A 23,011-nucleotide genomic window follows, 5' to 3' on the forward strand; every position below is an offset into this window, starting at 1 on the left:
CCTTACCAAACCGGCGCGGGCGCCGTGCCGTAGGCCTCGGCCATGCGCGCGATCGCCGCGAGCTTGTCGTCGAGCGCCGACCAGTCGTCGGACGCAGCGATCGGCGCCCACAGCGCCTCGACCTCGTCGATCAGCAGCGTGCAGGGTGTGCGGTCGGCGAAATAGGGATGGGCGAGGCCGGCGCCCGGCGCCGACGCCAGGCCCTCCAACGCCGCGCGCACCGGGGCGAAAGCGTCGCCGGCATAGAGTGCAGCCGAGGGGCTCGCCGCGGCGCGCTCGCCGCTGGCGATGCCGCCGTACCAATCGAAGAAGGTCTGCTCGAACGGGGCGTGGCTCTCGGCCAGGAAGCGCCAGAAGGCGCCGACCAGCCGATCGGTTTCGTCCTGGCCGGCCTTCGCGAGCCCGAGCCTGGCGAACAAGGCCTCGGCGAAGCCCTCCTGCAGGGCGGGCCCAAAACCCTTCAGCGCCGCTTCAAGGTCGGCCTGCGGCGCCAGCGTCAGCAGGCAATCCGCCAGCCGTGCGAGGTTCCAGTACAACGCCTCCGGCTGGCGGCCGAAGCTGTAGAGCCCTTGGCTGTCGAAATAGGCGGCCGTGAAATTCGGATCGTAGGCCGGAAGCCAGCGCCACGGCCCGTAATCGAAGCTCTCGCCGGTGACGTTGATGTTGTCGGTGTTGAGCACCCCGTGGACGAAGCCCGCGGCCGCCCATTGCGCACCCATCCGCGCGACCCGTCGCACGACCTCGGCGAGGAAGGCCACCGCCCGGTCAGCCGGCGCCTCGCGCCAGAGGTCGGGCATGTGCGTCGTGATGGTGTGATCGAGCAGCCGCTCGATGTTCCTCGGCTCGTCGAGCGCCAGGAACCGCTGGAAGCTGCCGATGCGGATGTGGCCGTGGCTCAGGCGCACAAGCACCGCGGAGCGGGTGGGGGAGGGCTCGTCGCCGCGCTCCAGCGCCTCGCCGGTCTCGATCAGGCTGAAGCTCTTGGAGGTGTTCACGCCCTGCGCTTCGAGGAGCGCGGTGGCCAGCACCTCGCGCACGCCGCCCTTCAGGGTCAGCCGGCCGTCGCCCGCCCGCGACCACGGCGTGGTGCCGCTACCCTTGGTGGCGAGGTCGAGCAGGCGCCCATCGCGCAAATCGTGCAGCTGCGCGTAGAGGAAGCCGCGCCCGTCCCCGAGCTCGGGGTTGTACGAGCGGAACTGGTGGCCGTGATAGCGCAGGGCCAGCGGCGCGGGGAACGAGCCGGGCAGGGGCTCGAACCGGCCGAACCGGGCGATCCACTCGGCGTCCGTCAGCCCGTCGAGCCCGACGCGGGCGGCCCAAGGACGGTTACGGAAGCGCAGGATCGTCTGCGGGAAGCGGGCGGCCGCGACCACGTCGAAGAAGTCGGCGCCGAGGTCGGCATGGCGGCGCGAGGGCCGCACCTCTTGCGTTGGACGGTCTGACAAGAATGAACCCTCGCTCGGTTCCGGCATTCGGAGAGCACTCATAGCGATAAGCACGCCCGGCGCGATCCGTTGCGGGATGATCCGGAACGCCGGGACGCGCCACAGAAAAAACCCGCGCCTCGGCCGGAAAGAGGGCGTTGACACCGCAAGCCGCCGTTCCCTATACCGCCGATCTCCGAACCGGCCGCCTGCCTACGCAGACGGCCGCGGGCTGGGGCGGGGTAGCTCAGCTGGTTAGAGCAGAGGAATCATAATCCTCGTGTCGGGGGTTCGAGTCCCTCTCCCGCTACCAAAGATTTCGCCTGCTAGGTCAAGCACTTAGCAGGCTTTTTCATGGCTCTTTGAGCTGCTAGAAGATGGCTTTATGCGTTAGCTCAGTGCTAGTGCAGTGCTGGAAAAAGCCCTTTCGGCTTAAGGCTTTGGTTCCTGTTGCTGGAACACGCTAGCGCACTTCTAGCGCAGTCATCCGCACCGCAGTAACCAGACAGGGCGCAATTTGAGCACCCCAGGCAGCCCCCAAACTGAGCGCTATCAGCTGTTCCAACGCACGGGCAGCACCAAGTGGCAGATGCGGTTCAGCATCCGCGGGCAGGGGCAGATCAAGCGATCCCTGGACACCAGCGATCGTGCTCAAGCTGAACGCAAAGCCGATGAAATTTGGTACGAGGCCACGTATCGGGCCAAGCAGGGCCTCAGCGCGAAGGTGCACACGTTCGAGGCGGTGGCCGAAGAATTCATCGAGCTGATCCACCGGGAGGTGGAGCGAGGGGAACGCCGAGCCGATCAGGGTCGCAGCGAACCCAGCATGATTCGCCGTTTTTTCGTGGGCTATTTCGGCAGCCGACCGGTTGATGGCATCACGGACACCGATCTGGAACGCTACGCGGAGTGGCGGCGCACCTATTGGACCGAAGGCCCCGGCAAGCTCATCACGCACATTGAATATGAGCGCGCGGGTCACCGGCTGCGCCGGCCCGTACGCCGAGCAGCACCCTCGGTGAGCCGTCAACGAGGAGAGGCCGTGGTGCTGCGAGCCCTGCTGCGGCAGGCTGTAAAATGGGGCTATCTCAAAACGCCTCCTGAGATCGCCATCAAGATTCGGCGCAAACAGGACAATCGCCGACCCAGCTTCGAGCCCGATGAGTTCGCCAGGCTGGTGGAAACCAGCCTCAGCCGGCTCACCGATCCCATCATGGAGGGCACGGGCGCAGAGGTAAGGAGCAGCGACAAGCGGCGCTGGCGGATTAAACGGCTGGACGATCACACCCGACGAGATCGCACGGTGCTCCACGCGTACGTGATGATCGGCGCGTTCTCGGGCCTTCGCCCCACAGAGATGTACAACCTCACCTGGGGCGACATCCTTGGCTACCGAGCTGGGAGGGGCAAAGGCATCACGCAGCGGGACATCCGGCTCAAAGCTCGGGGCAAAGGCATGAGCGGCACTGCGATCCCGCACACCGCGGCGATCCCGTGGTTCGACACCCTATGGATGCTGTTCGAGCGCAGTATGCAGCGTGAGCCCCTTGATGGCGATCCGGTGTTCGCGAGTGAGCAGGGCAAACGAATCAGCTCGATCGCCAACGGCTTCACCGAACTGCTGAAGGCGGCGGATCTGGAGCGCGATCACCGGGGCATCAAACGCACCCCTTACTCGCTGCGCCATTTTTACATCACGCAGCAGCTCACGCACGGAGCTGAGGTCACAGACATAGCCCGCAACTGCCGCACCTCGCTCGCCATGATCGACAAGCACTACGGGCAGGTGCGTCTGGAGCGCGTGGTAGACCGGCTACGCCCGGAGTGGACGCGCACATGACGTTTAACTTTTGCACGGGACGGAATAATTTTACTTACAAATATATCAATAAACAAATGCAATAATTAGCATTTGCTGATACGGGACACTCCAGCATCCCGCACCCTTTCGACAAAATATTATGCGTCCACGGCCAATTCTCGTCCAATTAGCTCTGCTACGAGATCTCCACGTCGAAAAGTTGCCGACAATTTCTGCAAGCTCTGCTCTTGGTCCCCGCAAAGATTTTTTATGGCCTTCCCAAGCTGTACGAGCGCTCTTTGGAAATAAATTTCACCTTTTTCTTCCAGAATTGATCTTGCCTGCTGAAATTTTAGGTGGTTCAGCTGCCCGAGATCAACACCCAAATCATTCAATAGATAAATCCCCATCAGCATAGCGATAAATCTGGATCCATACTGAAGATAATCGGGCGAACCCTCGGGGGGTCTTTTACGTTTGTTTTCTGCAATTCGAAGTATGAGAACAGAAATAATTGCTTGGGTACCGTTCAACCCGACCGTAAAAATCTGCTCATAAAGCTTGCCGAAATGCTCAGTAGTCATAAATCTCGCCTGATGTGGCCGCTGTCTCCATATAGCCAGAACAGCTTCTGCAACAGTAGTATTTGTAATTTCCGTCGCCGATACTCCATCTGCTCTTTTTCTTCTATATGTGTATCCCAAAGAAGAAATCATTTCCTCCAAGTTTTTTTGTATAAGATCATTGGATTTTAAGTCTTTCAGATCGACTGGATTTTGATTATTTGTAGCGCGAGTGATCTTTTGTACAAGATCCTCATCGTCGTCGGGAAGCTCGTAAATTCTGACTAAGACATGAGCACTCGCAATCTCAGGCCCAATTTCATCCAACATGTGAAGTATAGTTCGAGATGTTTGGCCGCCATTGACTATTTGGACAGACTTAAGATTTACAAGATAGTCTCGATCCGCAAATCCGTTGTAACCGAATTTATTGCAAATGATTGTTACGCCGTTGTTGTAAAAATAAAACCTCGGCCTCTGTTGATTGTCTCGGAGTGTCGCGGCAATTTCTTCGTTTACCCGCCCTGAGAGACCAAGATACCTCCTGATGTTGCGCTCTAATAACGCGTCACCGTGTTTTTTAAATAAATTAGCGAGCTCGATTACTGACATTCGGCCAATCATTGCCCGCATAAAAGGATGATCTTCGACTATCGCTTTTCCAGATAGCTGTAACTGCGCCTCGACTGCAACTTTTGCGCGCATCAGATGCCGAAGCTCATCAGGACCGATATGCTCCCATTCAACTAAGTCTCTAAATCCAGCAGCCTCGATACGCTGCTGAGCTTCGTTATTCCACTTAATACCATTGTTACATAGAATTGCTCTTATTTTTGGATAGTCACCTTCAGCAATGAATGATCTTATTTCTTCAATACGTTTCCTCAGACGATCGTTTGCGGTAAATGCCGAATTAGGATTAAAGAGAATCTTGATAGCTTCAATAAGTTTTGTCACACCAGTTTCTGGAAAATTTGCATCGCCTTCCAAGTTTTGTTTGTATTTACCTTGTACAAGAGTGACCCGAAACTCACCCTCTACAGGCGTGGTACGGTACAAAGCATCAACACCAAAATCCGAACCGCCCTCTACTACTCCATCTAAGACTTCCTCGTCTGTTAACCCAAGCGCTACTCCAGCCACCACGCAGACAAAAGCAGCAGATTTTAATTTATGAGGATCATTCTTGATACCAATTTCAATTTTTAGCTTTTCTTCGAGATCATGAGCTTTTTTCATCACTCTTTGATCGACGACCTGAACATTTAGAGGATTAGCTGTCATCGATTTTTCCATTAGAGTGATAAAGATTGCGGATATTTTTGGTATTCCTTAGATATTGGTATGTTGAAATAACTCTTATTTTTCTTACCCTTCGGGCAAGATGGAAAATTAGGACATGACCAGGATATTTCGTTCTGGAAGGGAAATATTTAGTCTCATCAATTATTGCCTTACTACAAGCTAAATTACAACTTCTCAACAGCTGCGCGCATCATATCGTCGTTAACATCGATATACCGTTGTGTCGTCGATAGATGACGATGCCCCGCGAGCATCATGATAGCCTTCGGCGAGATCCCAGCATGAGCTAATCTCGTGATGAACCATCGGCGCCCGCTGTGGCTTGAACCGCCATCTAATCCCGCCATACCGTACCATCCCCGCATGAGCTGGCACAGCGTGTTCCCGCTGAACGCCGAGCGCTTGTGGGTGATGAGTACGGACTGTGAGAGGTCCGGGGGCTCAGCGAGCATGCCCCGGTACAGCTCCACCTCTCTGCGCAGCCGAACGTTCAGGAACACCACGCGGGCATGGCCGCCCTTGGTAACCGCTGCGCTGAGCCGCAGCTGCTCGCGTACCTTGCCCTCGCCATCCAAAAGATCGCTCCAACGCAGCGAAGCTATCTCTCCTACCCGCAACCCAGCCAGGTAGCTCAGCAGGAGAGCAATCCGGTTCCGTGCGCCAAACTTGCCCTGGCTCACCACCGCCGTAAGCCGCCGGAACTCGGCCTCGGTTGGCACCCTCGCTTGCTTCATCACGACCTCATGTTTTGCGCGGATCAGCGACAAAGCATGATGTTTCCAGATACGCATCAAAGCGAGCGAACCTTTTAGCTCATAATATACAAGCACTTAATGCAAAACATCATAAAATGTACATTTTATGATGTTGTAGACGGCGTTGAAGCTCAGCTTTTCCAACCTGCGTAGCCACCAGACGCAGCTGCGGTGACGGCGTACACCGGCTGCTTGCGACCCAGATCTGCCGTAGAAGTCGCTTCGCCACGATCCAAGAAGCGGTCGTTCATCGGTGAACGGATCAAGGAGTCGCCTGTTGCAACGATGAGTTTCATTCCTCTGTCCGGTAAGCTCCCAACCCGGGACGTCCGTCTTTCTTAGCGGTCAAGGTTTGCAGGTCCCGCCCTACGACCGTTGGGATGAGCGAATGGCCTCAGCCCGATGCTAAAGCCGAGACTGGTGTGCGGAGCGGGGAGTACGTCGCGCGGTAGCTGCGCGGCCCAACCAAGGGAAGCAGGAGGTTTCTGGCCCAGGCCGGCATCCGTGCAGTCCGCGAAAGGCGATCGGTCATGGCTTGGACATGGGCCACGCGGGGCCGCCGCAGCGCCTCGTACTCTAGGCCGACCATGTCCCAGTCCATCCGCTCGGCAAGCAGCGTGGCCAGCACCACCGCATCCTCAAGAGCGAGGGCGGCCCCTTGAGCCCAGACCGGTGCAGTCGCGTGGGCAGCGTCTCCCACGAGCGCCACCAGGTTCCGAGTCCAACTCGGAATGCGAACCTCTTCGAGGGGGGAATGATAGAGCGCGCCGGGCTGGGCCAGAACCGCATCGAGGGTATCGCGGACGAGACGTGGGAACGACGCGAAGACAGTCCGGAAGCCGGCCAAGTCCCGTGCTCGTTCGCCGGCTTCGGGTACGGAGACCCAGCCGTAGACCTCGCCATGGTCGACGGGAATGAGGAGGAACAATCCGTTTGATCCAGCCCAAAGCGTCCATGCGTCAAGGCCTGGGTTCGGCGCCATGAAGCGCCAGCTCGCTGGGGCAAGCATCGCCGCTCCGAGCGCGGAAGCGCCGAACGTGTCACTTCGAACCCGCGAGTGGACACCGTCGGCGCCAACGAGGAATCCGCCGGTTTCGGCCGTCCCATCCTGAAGCTCGACCGCGACGCCTCTCGGCATCTGCCGGACGGCGCTGATCTCACATCCCGGCCGGAGATCGGTCGGGGGAAGATCGAGCGTCAGGAGGCGCAGCAGGTCGGCGCGACGCACACAACGCGGGCACGCTTCTTCCCTCCAGAACGCCGCCTCGTCGATACCGAAGAGGAGGCGCCCGCTCTCGGTGCGGTACTCGCGCCGACGGACGGGTGAGCCGATGTTGCGCAGGGCTTCGCTCAAGCCGAACTGGCCGAGGGCTTGGACTGCGTTCCCCGGCAGGTTGATGGCGAGGCCCGCATCGGCCGGCGTCGGGCGCCGCTCCAGGGTGAGCGAGGGAATGCCCTGTCGCTGCAGCGCTCGCCGCATGGCAAGTCCAGCGATACCGCCCCCGGCTATAAGCACCCGGCCCGCTGCGCTGTCGTCCATGCTGTTTCGCCTCGTTACCTGGCCCGTCGTCATCGTGACCGCGGCGTCGTCAAGCGCAGGGCCATGCTGGAGAAAACACCATCCTTGCGGATCAGCCCGTGCATCAGCGCGGCACCGAGATGGGCGAGGATGAGACCGAACAAGGTGTAGGCAAGCACCGTGTGAAGCGGACGCAGCCAGGCGTAGATCGTGGGATCGCGCGGCAAGATCGGTGGGAGCACCACCGCGCCGCCGAGCCCGATGGGGTACCCGGCCGCCGACAGCATCGCCCAGCCGATCAGCGGCAACCCGAGCATCAAGCCGTAGAGCAGGATGTGCGAGGCGTGCGCCGCCTGTCGCTGCCAGCCCGGGAGGTCGGCCGGCAGTTCGGGCGGCGGATGGCGCCAGCGGTTGACGAGGCGGAGCCCTGCGAGGATCAGGATGCCGATCCCGAGGGGACGGTGCAACGCCACGAGGGCGTCGTAATGCGCCAGAGAGGTCACCATCGCAACGCCAATGAACAGCATGGCTAGGATCATGCCGGCCATGGCCCAGTGCAGCAGCCGGGCCGGTCGGTTGAAGTTCATGGTGTCGCTCACAATCCGGCTCCTGCAGCGGGGACATCGTGGACGGCGCTCGGGGCCTTCGGCTCGCCGGCGCGTCGCGTGAAGGATTGCGCGTAGGCTGCCGAGCGCGCGCTGAGCAGCGGATCGTCCGATCCCGCGATGCCGGCGGGCAGGACCAGGGGGTCGAAGTTTACATCGCGGCAATTGCCGCTGGCCTCCGCCTCCGTTGCGGTCACGATCACGGTCCCGAGGTCGACGCTCGTCCGCTCGGCCGGCCAGGGACGCGTCGCGTCCGCCGTGGGATCGCCTGCTTCGCCGAGGGTGGCGAGGAGGTGCCACCGCACGGGCACCCGACGGACCGAGGACTCGAACTCGTCGAAGAGGTAATTCTTGTCCGCGCGTGCGGTCTGGGCCGCACTCTCGGCTGTGGCGGCCTGCTCCGGCACGAACGCCCAGCGAACGGGCGTTTCCATGCCGTCTCCGGCCACGAACCGGAAGGCGTTCAAGCCCCGGAAGGTGTCGTCGGCGAACCCGGAAGTGATCGTGCGCGCCTTGATCAGGGCCGCCGCCGTCGCGCTCTCGGGGTTCGCGGCGAAGAAGGCTTTGAGTGCCTCGGGATCGGGCTTGCCCGTGGCCGGATCGGGCTTGGCGGCGAGGAGCTGGGCGTAGAACGCCTCCGGGATTCGCACCGGGAAGACCGGGATGTCGTTGTTGCCGGTGCGCCATTCCTCGCCGTCGTGAAGCTGGAAACGGAGTGCGAGGCTGCGGACCGTGGTCGATGCATCCGCTGCGTAGGGCTGGCCGCCCGCGAGGGCGATGCGTCCGGTGACCGGGGTGACCTGGCCCGCCGCGAACAGCGACGCCTTCGACAGGCGCTCGCCTCGGCCGGTGCTCTCGAAGCGGCCGACTATGCAGAGCCCCTTGGCGTGGTTGCGCCGGAACCCCGGATGCGGGCCGTTGACCCGCTCGAAGCGGTCGACGATCCGCGCCTGGGTCAGGGCGTCCGGAGAGAACCAGCCGCCGACATAGGCGAAGGCCCCAGCGGCGCCGACGACAAGCCCTCCGATGGCACCGAGCCGCAGGATGACGGCGCGCGGGTTCAGAGCCGGACTAGCGCCGGTGAGGTCGTTGAGGAGGGACATAGCTGGCCTTCAGATCTTCTTCGCGGTGGCGCGCCGGATGTCATTGGCGAGCGGGTGAAGGACCGCCGGGTCGGCTGCTCCCACGAGGCTGTAGCCGAGCCCATCCTGAGCCCAGGCGTAGCCGTTCGACGTCCCGGAGGTGTGCGGCTGCATCGGCGCGTCGCCGGGCACGGACATCGGCCGCATCAGCATCACGAAGCGCGCGCCGTGCCCGTCATCGTACATCAGCAGGCCTGCTGGCCCCTGGGCCGTTGCGACAAGGCGCCCGCCCATAAGGTGATAGCCGGAGCCGCTGAGGTCCGGCACGCCCACCGGCTGCTTCAGCCGGGCCGAGAACCAGCCGGCGAGTTCGTCCCGGTCGGCGGCAGCGAGCTCGACGGGCCGGGTGTGGTCCGGAGCATAGACCGCGTAGTTCATGCTCGCCGCCTGGGCCAACGCCTCGATCCCAGTCGGCACCGGTGAGACCGCATCGCGCAGGCCCCAGCCTCCGACGCCGCCGAGGAGAAGAAGCAGCCCGGCCGCCATTGCCTGCCAGACGGGACGTTTCGGGCGACGGCGTGCTTCGACGATCCGCGGCAGGTTCAGCTGGGCAGGAACCGGCTCGGCGGCGATGGGAGCAAAAGCGGCCCGCATCTCCTCGCCGAGAGCGACGAGGCGGCCGACCCGTGTTCGCGCCTCAGGATGTTCGGCGAGATAGGCTTCGACCTCGCGCTTGCGGGAGGCATCCAGCCGCTCGTCCACGAGGGCCTGGAGATCGTCGTCGCTGATGGGACGCATGGTCATTTCACCCTCCGCAGAAGCGGGCGCTTGGCGGGAACGGCGGCGTTGGTGCCGTCCATGAGCTGGAGCATCCGGTCTCGGGCCCGTGACAGGCGGGACATCACGGTGCCGCTCGGGATGGCAAGGATTTCTGCCGTTTCGGCGTAGGACAGGCCCTCCACCGTCACGAGCAGGAGGACGCTGCGCTGCTCCTCCGGCAGTGCATCGAGTGCGCTCATCAAGTCGCGGTGGCGCAGGCCGCTCTCCTGTGTGGGTGCCACAGCGAGGTTGGCTTCCGCCGTATCTTCGATGGGCATGTGCGCACCTCGCCGCGCGCGCTGGCGCATCTGCGTCACGGCGAGGTTGTGGAGGATGGCGAAGAGCCAAGTCCGCGTGTCTCCGTCCGCCTGACGCTGGTGCCAGCGGCCGACAGCCCGTTCCAGGCAGTCCTGCACGAGATCGTCGGCGTCGGTGGGATTGCGCAGGAGGGCGCGGGCATAGCGGCGCAGGGCCGGGATCAGCGGCTCGATGAGGCGCATCATGTCCGTCATGTCCGATCTCCTGGCATGGGCGGGCCCCCTCCGTGTGCAAGCCAAACGATGTGAGCCTGCTCTGGGCTCGGCTTCGGAGGCATGGACGCTGCCAATCCGGGATTATTCCACGCACGCAGCGATCTTTTTCAGACCCGCATGACGTACCCATGCTCGGTGATGTGGCTAGGACCACGAGCATCAAGATTTTTCGACGCGACCTGGAATAAGTAGCCGAAGACGTCGTCTGTCCGGCATCCCTGCTTGACGCTGTTGGATCGAGCAGGACCCATCGGAGATATGACGTGACGATGCTCAAGACTGTTTCGGCCCTCGCTTTCGCGTCTGCCTGCACCCTTGTCGCCTTGACCGGAGCCTCCCAGGCCCGGACTGTTTCCCATCCCACCGGGGACCCGACGACCACGGGCTCGGTTCTACCGCAGGCGCGCTCAGCCTACTGGCTCGGCGGAATCGACACCGACAGCGGCAATGCCCGGAACCCAGCCTTGCCGGGCTACGCTCAGGCCCGCGGCCAGGAGACCGGCGGACCCGCACGTGAGCTGATCCCGAACTGAAATTCACGCCTTTCGCAGGGCACTAGTCTCGAATCGATCAAGTGCTCTGCAAACAGATTTGTTGGCATCTACGCCATCGACTTAATCGGCACGATATCCTGAGGCTGCTTGGTCATGCCTAACGAAAAGATCATGTTTATCGGTGTGCGGGCCGCAGCAGCTGTCGCGCTAAGTTTACAGACAACAACCAAGCTGCTTGCCCAAAACCGCCAACCGGTCGGCGGAGCGTTCATGAACAGCTACACCTCCGATCCATACTTCGATCCGAAGTCGGCATATTCGCAACGTCGCTCGTTGGGCGACCTCGGAGTACAGCCGCTGGAGGCAATCCGCGGCGCGCCTGAAAGCGGTCGTTCAGCCAATGATTGGCGTGCATCTGGCGAATTTAGTCTCGGACGAATATGCCTCGTTTTCGGCCGTTCCGCTTGTACTGGTTCATTGGCGGCCTGATGTGGAACTCAGGCCCGGTTAGAGGGTAAGGGGGGCCGCGATGGCTGACGTCCGCCGCATTGGTCTCGTGCTTTGCCCAGACTTCGATTTCATGGGCTTGGCTACCACCTCGCCATTTGCCGTCGCCAACAGATACGTAACTGACACGACCTATGACATCCGTGTCCTGTCGGAGGCCGGTGGCCTTCTTCACTCGGGGTGCGGCCCAGCCGTCGAGACCGAGCGGCTGAGCGATCCGTCCGCCTTCGACACAATTATCGTCGCCGCGGGGATCAGCCTTCCCGAGCCGAGTTCGGATCTCTTCGTTTATCTACAAGAGGCGGCTCGCTCCACGCGCCGCTTGGCCGGCCTCTGCCTCGGTGCGTTTGCCCTGGCCGATGCCGGATTGTTAAGCGGGCGGCGCGCCACAACCCACTGGCGCTATGCGCCTCAATTCCGCGCGCGCTATCCCGACTGTCATCTCGACATCGACAAGATCTATGTCGCGGACGGCAATCTCTGGACGTCCGCCGGCATGGCGGCGGGCATCGATCTCGCTGTCGGCATGGTTGAGCGCGACCACGGCCGGCAAGTCGCCCGTACTGTAGCACGAGGCCTCGTTATGGAGCGCCGCCGGGCCGGGGGCCAGGCCCAGCACTCGGCCCTGCTCGACTTCGACGCTCCAAGCGACCGGATACAAAGCGTTCTCGCCTATGCGCGGCAGAACCTGCGGCTTCCGCTGACAACCGAGGATCTTGCGGCGATCGCCTGCCTCAGTCCGCGTCAGTTCGCACGGGCTTTCCGAGCCGAAACGGGGGTCTCGCCTGCCAAGGCGGTCGAGGTGATGCGCGTAGAGGCCGCCAAGCACATGCTGGAGCAAAGCCGCCTGCCCATTGAGGAGATCGCCGACGCTGCCGGCTTCGCCAACCGCGAGCGGATGCGCCGGGCGTTCCTGCGCGTTCAGGGAGAAGTCCCACGGGCAATCCGTCGGGCGGCTGGACCGCTCGCGGTCGTCTAACCGCTCCGCATGTCCGAAAACGAGGCAATTATGACGTGGTGGGTGCGGAGACCTCTGCGTAAGCATGGCCGTGGGGCCTACTTACTCTCAAGGATTCGTTGCGATGGTCAGCCTGACGATCAACGGTCGCCAATATGCAGTCGACGCCGAGCCCGATACTCCGTTGCTCTTCGTCCTGCGCGACACGCTCGGCCTGACTGGCACGAAATACGGCTGCGGGATTGCTCAGTGCGGGGCCTGTACCGTGCATCTCGACGGTCAGGCGACGCGGTCATGCCAAGTGCCGCTGGAGAGCGTCGGCAACCAGACCGTTACCACCATCGAGGCGATCGAGCAGGACGAGGTAGGCCTAAAGGTCGTTAAGGCTTGGGTCGCATTGCAGGTACCGCAATGCGGCTACTGCCAGTCCGGTCAGGTCATGGCCGCCACTGCCCTGCTGAAGCAGACGCCGCACCCGACCGAAGGCGACATCGCCGACGCGATGACGAACCTTTGCCGGTGCGGAACCTACAACGCCATCGCTGCCGCCGTGCGGCAGGCTGCTGCCTGAGGAGCAAGCCATGATCTCGCTTCTTCGCCCTGCAGCCCCGTCCCGCCGCCGCTTTCTCGTCAGTGCCAGTGGCGCCCTCGTCCTTAGCGCCCTCCTGCCAGCGCGCTTAGCTCGGGCCGAGGCCCAAGGCCCTGCCGAGGGTGCCGGTGCCCTGGCGCCTAAGCCAGGGACGCGGGTGGCCGCCTTCCTGGAGATCCACCCGGACGGTACCATCAGGCTGCTCAGCCCCTTCGTAGAGGGCGGCCAAGGCGTCGCGACGGGCATGGCGCAGATCGTTGGCGAGGAACTCGACGTGCCGCCCTCCCGCTTCGTTGTGGAATGCGCTCCGCCCGGCCCGGACTACGCCGTCGTGAACGGCATCCGCATGACCGGCGGCAGCTTCTCGACCCGGTCAAGCTACGAGACTATGCGCCGCCTCGGTGCCACCGCTCGTGACCTGATGATCCGGGCGGCGGCGGCCAAACTCAAGGTGCAGGACGGCGAACTTACCACCCGCGACGGGGTGGTGATGCATGCGGCCTCGAACCGCTCGCTGTCCTACGGTGATCTCGCAGCCGACGCCCTGAAGCTCAAGCCGAACGAGTCCGTGCCCCTGCGCGACCCGGCGACGTTCCGCTACATCCGCCAGCCGGTCCCCCGCCTCGACGTGCGGGACAAGTCCACAGGCCGCGCCGTCTACGCCATCGATCAGAAGGTCGAGGGCATGCTCTACGCCGCCGTACAGCACGCGCCGCGCCTTGGCACGGAACCAAAGGGCCTCGCCAACGAGGCGGAGGTTAGGGCCATGCTAGGCGTGCACTCAGTCCACCGCCTGCCGGGCGCGGTGGCGGTTGCCGCCGACAGCTGGTGGCGGGCGCGCAAGGCTGTCGAGGCGCTGAAGGTCGAGTGGACGGCGCCGAAAGAGAGCGGCCTCGATACCGTCGCGGCCGACTTCTCGTCCGAGATCATGCTCGCGGCTCTCAAGGCGTCCGCCGATCCGGGCCAAGTGGCCGAAGAGAAGGGCGACGTCGCCGCCGCCTTCGCCAAGGCCACCAAGGTGGTGGAGGCCGATTACGAGGCGCCCTATCTCGCACATGCCCAGTTGGAGCCGCCCTCGGCCATTGCACGCTTTGACGGCGACGGGACCCTCGACGTCTGGCTCCCGAACCAGATGCCAGAGGTATTCCAGACCGTGTCGGCGAAGGTTGCCGGACTGCAGCTTGCACAGGTCCGCATCCACTCGCCGATGCTTGGCGGCTTCTTCGGCCGGCATTTCTTCTACGAAGCCAGCAATCCGTTCCCGCAAGCGATCCTGCTCGCCAAGGCCACTGGGCGCCCCGTGAAGGTGCTGTGGTCGCGGGAGGAGGAGTTCGCCCGCGACGCCGTGCGTCCCCTGAGCTTCAGCCGCTTCCGCGCGGCCCTCGATCCTGCGGGGCAGCCAACGGCGCTTGAAGTGAGGACGGTGGGGGAAGGTCCGATCGGCCGCTACTTCAGCATGATGATGCAGACGCCCGTCGATCCTTCAGCGGTCGAGGGCATCGTCGAGAAGCCCTACGCCGTGCCCAACCGGCGAATGACCTTTACGAAGGTCGCGCATCCGGTGAACATCGCCTTCTGGCGCTCGGTCGGGCACTCGATGAACGACGCGTTCTACGAGAGCTTCCTCGACGAGGTCGCCCAGGCCGGCGGGCAGGATCCGTTCGCGCTGCGCATGGTGTTCCTCCAGGGCAGCGCCCGGCATCGGACGCTGCTTTCGACGGTGGCCGAGATGTCCGGCGGCTGGAAGCGCGGCCCCTATCGTGGCGAGGGTGGGATGCGCGCTCGCGGCCTCGCCATGGCCTCGCCCTTCGGATCTGAGACGGCGACCATCGCGGAAGTCTCGGTGGAGGGTGGGGAAGCCCGCGTCCACAACCTTTGGATCGCGTTCGATCCCGGCAGCATCGTCAACCCGGCCATCGTCAAGGCGCAGGTAGAGTCCGCGGCGGCGCTCGGCCTGTCTTCGGTTCTGTTCGAGCAGATCGTCTACCGGGACGGCGTGCGGCAATCGCAGAACTACGACACCTATCCAGTACTGCGCCGCGAGCACATGCCGAAGGTCCACGTCAGCATCGTCGAGAGCGGCGCGCCGATGGGCGGGGTCGGCGAGCCGGGTCTGCCGGGCGTGCCGCCTGCCGTCCTCAACGCCATCGCGGCGCTCACCGGCCAGCGGGTCCGCGCGCTTCCAGTCGCCAACACCAAGCTCTCCAGCGTCTGATAAGGATATCTTGATGACTCAACACATTGGGACGGCGCTCGTGACGGGCGCGTCCTCGGGAATCGGCGCGGCTTACGCCGACCAGTTGGCTGCCCGAGGCCATGACCTTATCCTCGTTGCTCGCGACAAGGTCCGGCTGCGTGCGGCGGCGGAGCGTCTCGGCCGAGAGGCCGGCGTGACTGTGGAGGTCATGTCGGCCGACCTGACCCAATCAGAGGATCTTGCCTCGGTCCGGGACCGCGTCGCCACGGATGCCGCCCTAAGCGTCCTGGTGAACTGCGCCGGCCTCGGGCCGCTCGGCCCCGCCCTAGACAGCCCCGCCAGCCTCTATGACGGGCTGCTCGACCTCAACGTCAGGGCGCTGCAGACCCTTTCCCTCGCGGCGGCGAAGGCTTTCGGCGAGCGGGGAGCGGGCATAGTGATCAATGTCTCCTCCGCGGTCGCCATCGTCCCAGAGCGCTTCAACGCCCCCTATGCGGCGAGCAAGGCCTTCGTCCTGGCACTGACGCAGGGGCTCGGCGCTGAACTCTCCGGCAAGGGCGTACGGTTCCAGGCGGTGCTGCCCGGCGTCACCCGAACCAACTTCTTTGACCGGACGGGCGCAGATATCGGGCAGATTCCTTCCGAGATGATCATGGAAGCGAGTGACCTCGTGGCGGCAGCCCTAGCCGGCCTCGATGCGGGCGAGACCGTTACGATTCCCTCGCTCCCCGATCTTGGTGATTGGCAAGCGCTCGAAGCCGCCCGGTTCCGACTTGGTCCCAACCTCTCCCGCAGCATGCCGGCCTCCCGGTATGGTCTCGGCTAACGCGCGAACAATTCGATGCCTCGTTGAGTAGGAGTTCGTCCATGCTGCAGGTCGTCGAAGGCGAGCCGAGCGAAGCCGCGCTGACCGCCCATCGTGACCCGGACCAGCCCCCTCTGCCGGGAGGCTGGCGGCAGATCGAGGCATTGCCGGTCGGCCTGTTCGCGGCGGTGATGGGCCTGACGGGACTGAGCGTCGCGTGGCGGCTCGCCCATGCGCGATATGGCTTGCCGTCCTGGGTCGGCGAGGCCATCGCGCTGATAGCCTCAACGGCCTTCCTCGCTATTGCGGCGGGCTATGCTGCCAAGGCCGTCATCGCCCGTGAGGCCGTGCTGGCGGAGTTCCGCCACCCCATCGCCGGCAACCTGTTCGGCACGCCGCTCATCAGCCTGCTCCTGCTGCCGATCCCCTTGGCGCCCATCAGCCTCACGCTAGCGCGCGCGCTGTGGATCGCCGGCGCCATCGGCATGACGCTGTTCGCGTGGCTGATCGTGACGCGCTGGCTGAGCGATCGGCAGCAGGCGGCGCATGCGACGCCGGCCTGGATCGTACCGGTGGTCGGCCTGCTCGATGTACCCCTGGCCCTTCCGGGGCTCGGTCTCCCGCCGATGCAGGGAGTGATGATCTTCGGGCTGGCGGTGGGGCTGTTCTTCGCCGTGCCTCTGTTCACGCTGATCCTGTCCCGCCTCCTGTTCGAGGCGCCGCTGCCTGCAGCCTTGCAGCCATCGCTCCTGATCCTCGTGGCACCCTTCGCGGTCGGCTTCTCTGCCTATGTTGCCACGACGGGCGCAATCGATCTCTTCGCTAAGTCGCTTTTCGCAATCGCACTGTTCCTGCTCGCCGTGCTGCTGCCGAAGCTCGCCCGGTTCGGTCGCGCCTGCCCTTTCCGCGTCTCCTGGTGGGGCGTGAGCTTCCCGCTCGCCGCAACAGCGGTCGCGGCTCTGCGCGTCGCGACGGCGGAACCGGCTCCGGCGACCGACGGCCTTGCCCTGGCCCTGCTCGGGCTAGCCACGCTAGTCATCAGCTGGCTGCTCGTCCGAACCTTGATCGGCTTAGCTCGTGGAGAGCTGCGGACACTGACGCTATGACGGCCAATCGCCGAACTCCGGTTGCTCATCCGATGTCGGCTCTCACCACTTCTCATCAAAAAGCGGACTGACAGAAATCCACCCCTAGCAGCCATTCCGATCCCGACCCAACATTGTCGTTCAGACTGCTGCCAGCGCTGCCCGTGAGCGGACATAAGACTGGCATTCGATAAGCAGCACAATAAGATTTTCTATACTTGCTTTAAATTAAGTTATATAACATTGCCATCGTCGTCTATTGGCCTTGCGGTTTTAGGAGCGAGCGGTCGATCGTCCGCAGAATAGAAATAATTCAGGAATTAGATTTGTGCACGCCGCTCCATGGGGGCAGCCGCGGCCCAACCGCAGGTCGTCGCGATGGCGGAGTGGAGCGGCATGGGCTTGCCGAAGAGATAGCCCTGACCAAGGGCGCAGCCCATCTCGGTCAGCAGATCCGCTTCTTCTACCTGCTCGATACCTTCTGCGACGACGGGGATCTCCAAATCGTCGGCTAGGCGCAGGATGGTCTGAACGATACGGCGACTGGTGCGATCAGTCAGGAGGGTACGCACGAAAGCTCGGTCGATCTTGAGGGTCGTGATCGGCAGCGTGCTCAGGTAACTCAAGCTGGAGTATCCTGTCCCGAAGTCGTCGATGGCGACACCGAGGCCTGCCTGCCGGCATTCTGCCAAAGCTGCAGCCGCGCGCTCGGGATCTCGCATTAGTAGGCTTTCCGTAACTTCGATCTTGAGCCGATCGGGTTCGATTCCGGTCCGGGCGATAAGATCGGCGATCAGCTGGGGGAACGAGGCGGCGGCCAAATCGTGGCCGGACACGTTCACGCTCATGAACAGCTGGTTTTCGATCCAAGACAGGTTCCGCATCGCGGCGAGCATGAACTCCGGTAGCACGCGCCCGGCTTCTGCGAGGGCGAAGGCGGTGAGCTCGCTGATCAATCCGGACGCTTCGGCAACCGGAATGAACTCGACCGGTGGGACCATTCCACGGTGTGGATGGCGCCAGCGCATCAATGCCTCGAAGCCGGCCAGCCGTCGAGAAGACAGACGAACGATCGGCTGATAGTGCATTTCGAATTGACCAGCTCTCACGCCATCGCGGATCTCACGCTCGAGGACGAGCGTGTTCAGCGCGGACGTGAACGCGTCGTTCGCGGTCGGTCCGCTCGGCGAATGCGACTTGGCTTCGGCAGGTGGTGGCGCCGAGCCCTTCATATGTTCGAGCAAGGCAACGGTTTCGCGGTATCGATCCAGCACGACACCGAGGCACATACAAAGGATCGGATCGGTCTCGGCGATGCGGTGTGCGAGCTGCTCCTCGGTGATTGCGACCAGGGCGCTGTCTTCCAACGCGCGCACGGAAGCCGAACGCGGACGCTTGTCCAGAATCGCCATTTCGCCGACGATCTCGCCCGGGCCGCGTTGAGCCAGGACAAGATCTCCGTCCGGCCGCTCCAGGAAGACTTCAAGCCGGCCACTGACAATCAGGTAAGCCGCATCCCCGGGCTGGCCAGCTGCGAACAGGAGCGTTCCTGCCGGCACCAGCCTGCGGTCGAGTATCGTGTACAGCGCGTTCACCACCGGGCACCCCGAACGGCCGTTTCTACCGTCTAAAAGCCTGTAGCGGACAAATGTTTAAGCCAAGCAAAAGAGATGCTGCCTTCTTCGCCGTCGATCCGCATTCTTAATCGCTTATCAGCGTCGGCTTGCGATGGTCTCCGGAAGCCGGATGGGGAGACCGCAGGGCGATGTCTGAACCGCTCATCCGCTCGCCGCGAACGCTCAAGCGATGGACAGCCCCGTGCTTCGCAGGGGCGGGCGCCATCGTGGCGCTCCTTATGCTCGCTGCGGCGCTGCCAGCACCGTTCGCGCGATTGGAAAACTTCGCCGCCGACACGTTGCAACGGCTCTCCCCGCGCGAGCCAAGCGCGGCCCCGGTCGTCGTGGTGGATATCGACGAGGAAAGCTTGTCCCGACATGGCCAATGGCCGTGGCCGCGCACCGTCGTCGCCGACCTCGTGACCGCGCTCCAGGATCTCGGTGCCAGCGCCATCGCTCTCGACATGGTCTTTGCCGAGCCCGATCGGACCTCGCCGTCACGCCTCATCCCGGAATGGGCACAGCGTTTCGGCTTCCAAGCCTCGGCGATGCCATCCCCGCTGCCGAACCACGATGCCGTGTTGGCTGAAGCCTTCGCGCGCGGGCGGGTGGTGGCGGGTCTGGCGCCGATTGATGATGTGCGTGTCGGGCTTCCGGAACGCGTCGCAGCATTCGCGGTGATCGGCTCGGCCAACTTCGAGCAGATCCCGCACTTCAAGGGTGCGGTTGTGAACGTACCTGTGCTCGACGCGGCGGCGGACGGCCACGGCAGTTTTTCGATCAAGGCCGGCACGGATGAAATCACCCGGCGTCTGCCGATGCTCGCATTCGTCGGCGGTCGCTTGGTGCCGTCGCTCGCCCTCGAGGCGTTGCGGGTGCTGCAGGACGAAGACACATTCAAGGTGCGCGCCGAGCGCGTCGGCGAGACGCTGACCGGGTACACGGTCCGTGTCGGCGACATCGACGTCCCGCTCGATGCCGACGGCTCGCTCCGACTGCGCTTCCCCGCTCCGCGATCGTCGCGGACCGTTTCGGCTTGGCGGCTGCTTGACTCGGATCGCTGCGCCGAGTTGCGTGACGAGGTGAAGGGGGCAGCCGTGTTCGTCGGCACCAGCGCGGTCGGCCTGTCCGACTTGCGGCCGACACCGATGACCCCGTTCGAGCCGGGCGTCGATCTGCACGCCATCGCCCTCGAACAGGCTCTAACCGGCAAGCATCTCGTCCGTCCGGTCTGGGCATCCGGGGCAGAGCGCAGCACGGCGCTACTCCTTGGGCTCGCGGTCGCGCTTGCCGGCGCTCTCACGCCTTTCGGCGCGGCGGCCCTGATGGCCGCGTCGACGATCGTGGTTCCGAGCCTGATCGCGTGGGCCGCGTTCACCCGCGCCGACCTGCTTTTCGACCCGACGCTGCCCAGCCTCTCGGTCGCCGTCGGCTTCGCCGGAGCCATCCTGGTCCGCTATGCCGGCACGGAGCGCGCGTCGCGCCGGCTGCGCGCCGCCTTCACGCACTACCTTTCGCCCGACCTCGTCGCCGCGCTCGCTAGCGATCCCGCCCGGCTCAAGCTAGGCGGCGAGTCCCGCGAGATGACGTTCCTCTTCACCGACCTCGAAGGGTTCACCGCGATGACCGAGGCGGCGGGTGCCGAGGCGCTCGTTCAGTTGTTGAACGACTACCTCGATGGGATGTGTTCGATCGCGATGGAGCACGGCGGCACGGTCGACAAGATCGTCGGCGACGCGGTGCACGTCATGTTCAACGCGCCCCTCGATCAACCCGATCACCCCGAGCGCGCCGTGCGGTGCGCACTCGCGCTCGATTCATTTGCGGAAGCCTTCAAACTCCGTCAGCGCGCAGCGGGGATCGCGTTCGGCATCACGCGCATCGGGGTGAACACCGGGATGGCGGTCGTCGGGAATTTCGGCGGGTCGCGGCGCTTCGACTACACCGCTCACGGAGACGCCATCAACACGGCGGCACGGCTCGAGGCGGCCAACAAGACCCTCGGGACACGGATCTGCATCGCGCGCACCACCGTCGAACGCGTCTCGACACACGTCTTCAGACCCGTCGGAACGCTGATGCTGAAGGGCAAGTCGGTCGGTGTCGACGTGTTCGAACCCTCCACACAGCCGACCGGGGCGCTGGCCAACTATCTCGACGCGTTCGGTCGGATGGTTGCGGGCGATGCCGGCGCGCTGCAGGATCTGCTCAGCCTGCACGCCGCCGATCCGAACGATCCGATCCTCGCACTGCACGCACGCCGCATCAGAGCCGGCGAGTGCGATGCGCTTATGGCCGCCTGAAAACCGGCACTGTCAGCCCAGGACGAGAAGAAACGCGAGCGCGACGTTCGTGATCTGATGCAGGAACTGATCGAACCCCATGAGCCACCAGAACCGCGGATCGGTCATCGCGAAACGCAAACGATGCGACGCCACGGCCTTGCCGCGGTCGATCAGTCCATGAACGACGAAGTCCACGAGCGCGATCCACCAGAGCGTCGGCTTGAACAGCAGCGCGATGCCGAGAGTGGCAAGCGCATGTGAGCCGACATGAACGCCGAGTGGCGCTTGCCAACCTATAACGCGCTCCTTGCCGCGGGCCATCCACTCGGTCTGCGCGACGAAGTCGATCAGGTAATGCTTGGCAGCCATGACCAGGAGCAGCGCAGTCAGCGGCCCGAGGGGAACGGTCGTATCGAAGGCTGGCATGGACCCCTCCACTGGTCGCGGTCCGGCAGCTTTACTTTGTCCGCATCAATGAGGTGCTAACATGAAGGCGCGACAATAGGAGCCGATATCTTCAATTTGCGAGCAGGCAGTCTTATTGATGATTGATTAATCCATTTGTTTTATGATGTTTAGGTCTAATCCAGGCCTCATCATATGAGCGAACCTCAGCTACCGCGAGACGAGAAAGCCGAAATCTCCTGGATCGCGGTCATTCGGCTTGCCGACGGTATCGATCGCCCGTCTACTGTAACAGACGTTTCTTCCTCTGCAATGAAGATTAGAGTTCAAAAAGAACTGGATCTTCCAGATGTTTCGTCCTGAAAATCGTTGGGCGGAGCCTGATCTATCAGGTGAGGAAAGTTTGGCGAGGCGAGCAAAGCGTTGTTGCTGTCGTCGAGAAGATCGCCAAGCTCCCGTCTCAGCCGGCTGTCTCGACCGAGACCAAGAGCGCGATCCATGACGCCGATCGCCGAACACGTCTCGATACGCACCGCCGGACCGGCTCGTTTTCCTGAACCCGTTGTTACTGCCACCACGCTCGGAGTGCGCTCATGAATCGACTTTGTATCGTCCCCCTGACAATTGCCATGGTGGGGACCGGACTACCGGCACTCGCAGCTCCGGAACCGATCGGCGCGATCGAAAAAGTCCAGGCCGATGCGACCGCAAGCCAGGGCCACGAAACGCGCGCCTTGGCGCCGACCGGCCCATTACTGTTCAAAGACAAACTGCGCACCGGCCCCGGAGCAAGGCTGGAAGCCAAGCTCGAAGACGGCACCGTGCTAACGCTCGGAGAGAAGGGCCGCATGACGGTCGATGAGTTCGTCTACAAGCCGGGCTATCTCGGCGGGGCGATGAGCGTGAAGGTTGCACAAGGCGCCTTCTTGTTCGTGGGCGGAAAGGTCGAAGGACCGACGGGCGGCAACGTCGTCATAGAGACCCCAGTCGGTACGTTGGGCGTGCGCGGCACCACCGTCTGGGGTGGCCAGATCGACAAGGGTTATGGCGTGTTGGTGCTCGATGGTGAGGTTGAAGTCACCACCAAGCGCGGTAAGGTGCTCCTGAAGAAGGGCCAAGGCACGATGATCTACAACAACAAGGCTCCGATGGAGGCCGGCCCGTGGCCCGAGGATCGCACAACCCGTGCTGTGCAGACGGTCAGCTTTGCCAAGGTGCAGTGATCGGTCGATCTGACCCTAAATTGTGACCTAATATGGTCGGCGTACTGATCTTACGCCGACCAGATCCAACGCTTTATGTTCGGTCAATCCGCTGGCCGTGCACTGCCCGACGTGTAGGGTTCGGGTCGTCGCGCCGGTACCGGAGGCGGCGCGCGGGCCGCCCTTCGTCCCACGGCTCCACGCGGTGGCGACACATCTAAAGACCTTCCAAGCGCTGTCCTACGAGCAGCTGCATGCGGTGTTGTCCAACCTGTTCGGTTTGACGCTCAGCCAGTTCGGGCTGATGAACCTGCTTCGTCGAGCGCAAACACGCTTCCGTTCCGGCCGCGAAGAGGCCTTCTTGACCCTACGTCGGGCCGCGGCGGTCGCCTCGGACGAGACCGGCGTGCGCATCGAGGGCGGCACCAGAAGAAGTTCACCAATTGCTATCGCGCGATGTGA

General features: G+C 63.2%; 22 protein-coding genes, 1 tRNA gene and 1 pseudogene. 12 read left to right on the forward strand and 12 right to left on the reverse strand.

Going from position 1 to position 23,011, the window contains the following annotated elements:
* Positions 1-2: 2 nt before the first annotated feature.
* Positions 3-1,445, reverse strand: coding sequence for a protein adenylyltransferase SelO (locus tag FV229_RS01330; RefSeq protein WP_246688001.1), 1,443 nt, complete (start codon positions 1,443-1,445; stop codon positions 3-5).
* Between the two features lie 215 nt (positions 1,446-1,660).
* Here FV229_RS01330 and FV229_RS01335 point away from each other — a divergent pair.
* Both FV229_RS01335 and FV229_RS01340 read left to right on the forward strand, forming a co-directional pair.
* Positions 1,661-1,737 (forward strand) — tRNA-Met (locus tag FV229_RS01335).
* 276 nt (positions 1,738-2,013) lie between these two features.
* Positions 2,014-3,264 carry a site-specific integrase gene (locus FV229_RS01340; RefSeq protein ID WP_246688002.1) on the forward strand — a complete coding sequence of 417 codons (1,251 nt, stop codon included), beginning with the start codon at positions 2,014-2,016 and terminating at the stop codon, positions 3,262-3,264.
* 119 nt (positions 3,265-3,383) lie between these two features.
* Here FV229_RS01340 and FV229_RS01345 read toward each other — a convergent pair whose 3' ends face one another.
* The 8 genes from FV229_RS01345 to FV229_RS01375 form a co-directional block, all read right to left on the reverse strand.
* Entirely contained in the window at positions 3,384-5,072 is a 1,689-nt protein-coding gene (locus tag FV229_RS01345) for an AIPR family protein (protein WP_147750213.1), read from the reverse strand.
* Between the two features lie 185 nt (positions 5,073-5,257).
* Positions 5,258-5,884 (reverse strand): site-specific integrase, encoded by a 627-nt coding sequence (locus tag FV229_RS01350; RefSeq protein WP_246688003.1) that lies wholly within the window; start codon positions 5,882-5,884, stop codon positions 5,258-5,260.
* 95 nt (positions 5,885-5,979) lie between these two features.
* Complete coding sequence (locus FV229_RS27165) at positions 5,980-6,144, reverse strand: hypothetical protein (protein WP_187275019.1); 165 nt, start codon at positions 6,142-6,144, stop codon at positions 5,980-5,982.
* 98 nt (positions 6,145-6,242) lie between these two features.
* Complete coding sequence (locus tag FV229_RS01355; protein WP_147750214.1) at positions 6,243-7,388, reverse strand: NAD(P)/FAD-dependent oxidoreductase; 1,146 nt, start codon at positions 7,386-7,388, stop codon at positions 6,243-6,245.
* A gap of 29 nt (positions 7,389-7,417) precedes the next feature.
* A complete protein-coding gene (locus FV229_RS01360) occupies positions 7,418-7,966 on the reverse strand; it encodes a cytochrome b (protein WP_147750215.1) in 549 nt (182 codons plus the stop codon).
* Positions 7,963-9,075: a catalase family peroxidase gene (locus FV229_RS01365; RefSeq protein ID WP_147750216.1), complete on the reverse strand. Its 1,113-nt coding sequence runs from the start codon at positions 9,073-9,075 to the stop codon at positions 7,963-7,965. Before FV229_RS01365 ends, FV229_RS01360 begins: the two co-directional genes overlap by 4 nt.
* A 9-nt stretch (positions 9,076-9,084) precedes the next feature.
* Entirely contained in the window at positions 9,085-9,852 is a 768-nt protein-coding gene (locus tag FV229_RS01370) for an anti-sigma factor (protein ID WP_147750241.1), read from the reverse strand.
* Positions 9,853-9,854: 2 nt separating this feature from the next.
* Positions 9,855-10,385 (reverse strand): sigma-70 family RNA polymerase sigma factor, encoded by a 531-nt coding sequence (locus tag FV229_RS01375; RefSeq protein WP_147750217.1) that lies wholly within the window; start codon positions 10,383-10,385, stop codon positions 9,855-9,857.
* Positions 10,386-10,675: 290 nt separating this feature from the next.
* Here FV229_RS01375 and FV229_RS27870 point away from each other — a divergent pair, with 290 nt between their 5' ends.
* From FV229_RS27870 to FV229_RS01410, 7 genes are all read left to right on the forward strand, one after another.
* On the forward strand, positions 10,676-10,939 hold the full coding sequence (locus FV229_RS27870) for a hypothetical protein (RefSeq protein ID WP_147750242.1): 264 nt from the start codon (positions 10,676-10,678) through the stop codon (positions 10,937-10,939).
* A gap of 108 nt (positions 10,940-11,047) precedes the next feature.
* The gene (locus FV229_RS01385; RefSeq protein ID WP_147750218.1) at positions 11,048-11,389 is read left to right on the forward strand and encodes a hypothetical protein; all 342 of its coding nucleotides are present in this window, start codon (positions 11,048-11,050) and stop codon (positions 11,387-11,389) included.
* Between the two features lie 40 nt (positions 11,390-11,429).
* Positions 11,430-12,386, forward strand: a complete 957-nt coding sequence (locus FV229_RS01390) for a GlxA family transcriptional regulator (RefSeq protein ID WP_147750219.1) — start codon at positions 11,430-11,432, stop codon at positions 12,384-12,386.
* 103 nt (positions 12,387-12,489) lie between these two features.
* The gene (locus FV229_RS01395) at positions 12,490-12,936 is read left to right on the forward strand and encodes a (2Fe-2S)-binding protein (RefSeq protein ID WP_147750220.1); all 447 of its coding nucleotides are present in this window, start codon (positions 12,490-12,492) and stop codon (positions 12,934-12,936) included.
* A 10-nt stretch (positions 12,937-12,946) separates the two neighbouring features.
* The gene (locus FV229_RS01400) at positions 12,947-15,169 is read left to right on the forward strand and encodes a molybdopterin cofactor-binding domain-containing protein (protein ID WP_147750221.1); all 2,223 of its coding nucleotides are present in this window, start codon (positions 12,947-12,949) and stop codon (positions 15,167-15,169) included.
* Between the two features lie 13 nt (positions 15,170-15,182).
* A complete protein-coding gene (locus tag FV229_RS01405) occupies positions 15,183-15,977 on the forward strand; it encodes an SDR family NAD(P)-dependent oxidoreductase (protein ID WP_147750222.1) in 795 nt (264 codons plus the stop codon).
* 41 nt (positions 15,978-16,018) lie between these two features.
* Positions 16,019-17,062: an SLAC1 anion channel family protein gene (locus tag FV229_RS01410; RefSeq protein WP_147750223.1), complete on the forward strand. Its 1,044-nt coding sequence runs from the start codon at positions 16,019-16,021 to the stop codon at positions 17,060-17,062.
* A 299-nt stretch (positions 17,063-17,361) separates the two neighbouring features.
* Here FV229_RS01410 and FV229_RS01415 read toward each other — a convergent pair whose 3' ends face one another.
* Entirely contained in the window at positions 17,362-18,636 is a 1,275-nt protein-coding gene (locus FV229_RS01415; protein ID WP_187275020.1) for an EAL domain-containing protein, read from the reverse strand.
* Between the two features lie 170 nt (positions 18,637-18,806).
* Here FV229_RS01415 and FV229_RS01420 point away from each other — a divergent pair, with 170 nt between their 5' ends.
* A complete protein-coding gene (locus FV229_RS01420) occupies positions 18,807-20,960 on the forward strand; it encodes an adenylate/guanylate cyclase domain-containing protein (protein WP_147750225.1) in 2,154 nt (717 codons plus the stop codon).
* A gap of 12 nt (positions 20,961-20,972) precedes the next feature.
* Here FV229_RS01420 and FV229_RS01425 read toward each other — a convergent pair whose 3' ends face one another.
* Positions 20,973-21,368: a DUF3307 domain-containing protein gene (locus FV229_RS01425; protein ID WP_147750226.1), complete on the reverse strand. Its 396-nt coding sequence runs from the start codon at positions 21,366-21,368 to the stop codon at positions 20,973-20,975.
* Positions 21,369-21,673: 305 nt separating this feature from the next.
* Complete coding sequence (locus FV229_RS01430) at positions 21,674-21,880, reverse strand: hypothetical protein (RefSeq protein WP_147750227.1); 207 nt, start codon at positions 21,878-21,880, stop codon at positions 21,674-21,676.
* A 60-nt stretch (positions 21,881-21,940) separates the two neighbouring features.
* Between FV229_RS01430 and FV229_RS01435 the strand changes: the two genes are divergently transcribed.
* Both FV229_RS01435 and FV229_RS01440 read left to right on the forward strand, forming a co-directional pair.
* The gene (locus FV229_RS01435; RefSeq protein ID WP_147750228.1) at positions 21,941-22,570 is read left to right on the forward strand and encodes a FecR family protein; all 630 of its coding nucleotides are present in this window, start codon (positions 21,941-21,943) and stop codon (positions 22,568-22,570) included.
* A gap of 91 nt (positions 22,571-22,661) precedes the next feature.
* A pseudogene (locus FV229_RS01440) lies at positions 22,662-22,970 on the forward strand (transposase); the annotation flags it as partial.
* Positions 22,971-23,011 lie beyond the last annotated feature (41 nt).

It is taken from the genome of Methylobacterium sp. WL120, assembly GCF_008039465.1.
Lineage (GTDB): Bacteria > Pseudomonadota > Alphaproteobacteria > Rhizobiales > Beijerinckiaceae > Methylobacterium > Methylobacterium cerastii.

Coding starts and splice junctions, on each gene's coding strand:
- FV229_RS01400 (WP_147750221.1), top strand. CDS start 12,947: ATGATCTCGCTTCTTCGCCCTGCAGCCCCGTCCCGCCGCCGCTTTCTC.
- FV229_RS01340 (WP_246688002.1), top strand. CDS start 2,014: ATGCGGTTCAGCATCCGCGGGCAGGGGCAGATCAAGCGATCCCTGGAC.
- FV229_RS01405 (WP_147750222.1), top strand. CDS start 15,183: ATGACTCAACACATTGGGACGGCGCTCGTGACGGGCGCGTCCTCGGGA.
- FV229_RS01395 (WP_147750220.1), top strand. CDS start 12,490: ATGGTCAGCCTGACGATCAACGGTCGCCAATATGCAGTCGACGCCGAG.
- FV229_RS01355 (WP_147750214.1), bottom strand. CDS start 7,388: ATGGACGACAGCGCAGCGGGCCGGGTGCTTATAGCCGGGGGCGGTATC.
- FV229_RS01365 (WP_147750216.1), bottom strand. CDS start 9,075: ATGTCCCTCCTCAACGACCTCACCGGCGCTAGTCCGGCTCTGAACCCG.
- FV229_RS01370 (WP_147750241.1), bottom strand. CDS start 9,852: ATGCGTCCCATCAGCGACGACGATCTCCAGGCCCTCGTGGACGAGCGG.
- FV229_RS27165 (WP_187275019.1), bottom strand. CDS start 6,144: ATGAAACTCATCGTTGCAACAGGCGACTCCTTGATCCGTTCACCGATG.
- FV229_RS01425 (WP_147750226.1), bottom strand. CDS start 21,368: ATGCCAGCCTTCGATACGACCGTTCCCCTCGGGCCGCTGACTGCGCTG.
- FV229_RS01435 (WP_147750228.1), top strand. CDS start 21,941: ATGAATCGACTTTGTATCGTCCCCCTGACAATTGCCATGGTGGGGACC.
- FV229_RS01390 (WP_147750219.1), top strand. CDS start 11,430: ATGGCTGACGTCCGCCGCATTGGTCTCGTGCTTTGCCCAGACTTCGAT.
- FV229_RS01420 (WP_147750225.1), top strand. CDS start 18,807: ATGTCTGAACCGCTCATCCGCTCGCCGCGAACGCTCAAGCGATGGACA.
- FV229_RS27870 (WP_147750242.1), top strand. CDS start 10,676: ATGCTCAAGACTGTTTCGGCCCTCGCTTTCGCGTCTGCCTGCACCCTT.
- FV229_RS01375 (WP_147750217.1), bottom strand. CDS start 10,385: ATGACGGACATGATGCGCCTCATCGAGCCGCTGATCCCGGCCCTGCGC.
- FV229_RS01345 (WP_147750213.1), bottom strand. CDS start 5,072: ATGACAGCTAATCCTCTAAATGTTCAGGTCGTCGATCAAAGAGTGATG.
- FV229_RS01350 (WP_246688003.1), bottom strand. CDS start 5,884: ATGCGTATCTGGAAACATCATGCTTTGTCGCTGATCCGCGCAAAACAT.
- FV229_RS01410 (WP_147750223.1), top strand. CDS start 16,019: ATGCTGCAGGTCGTCGAAGGCGAGCCGAGCGAAGCCGCGCTGACCGCC.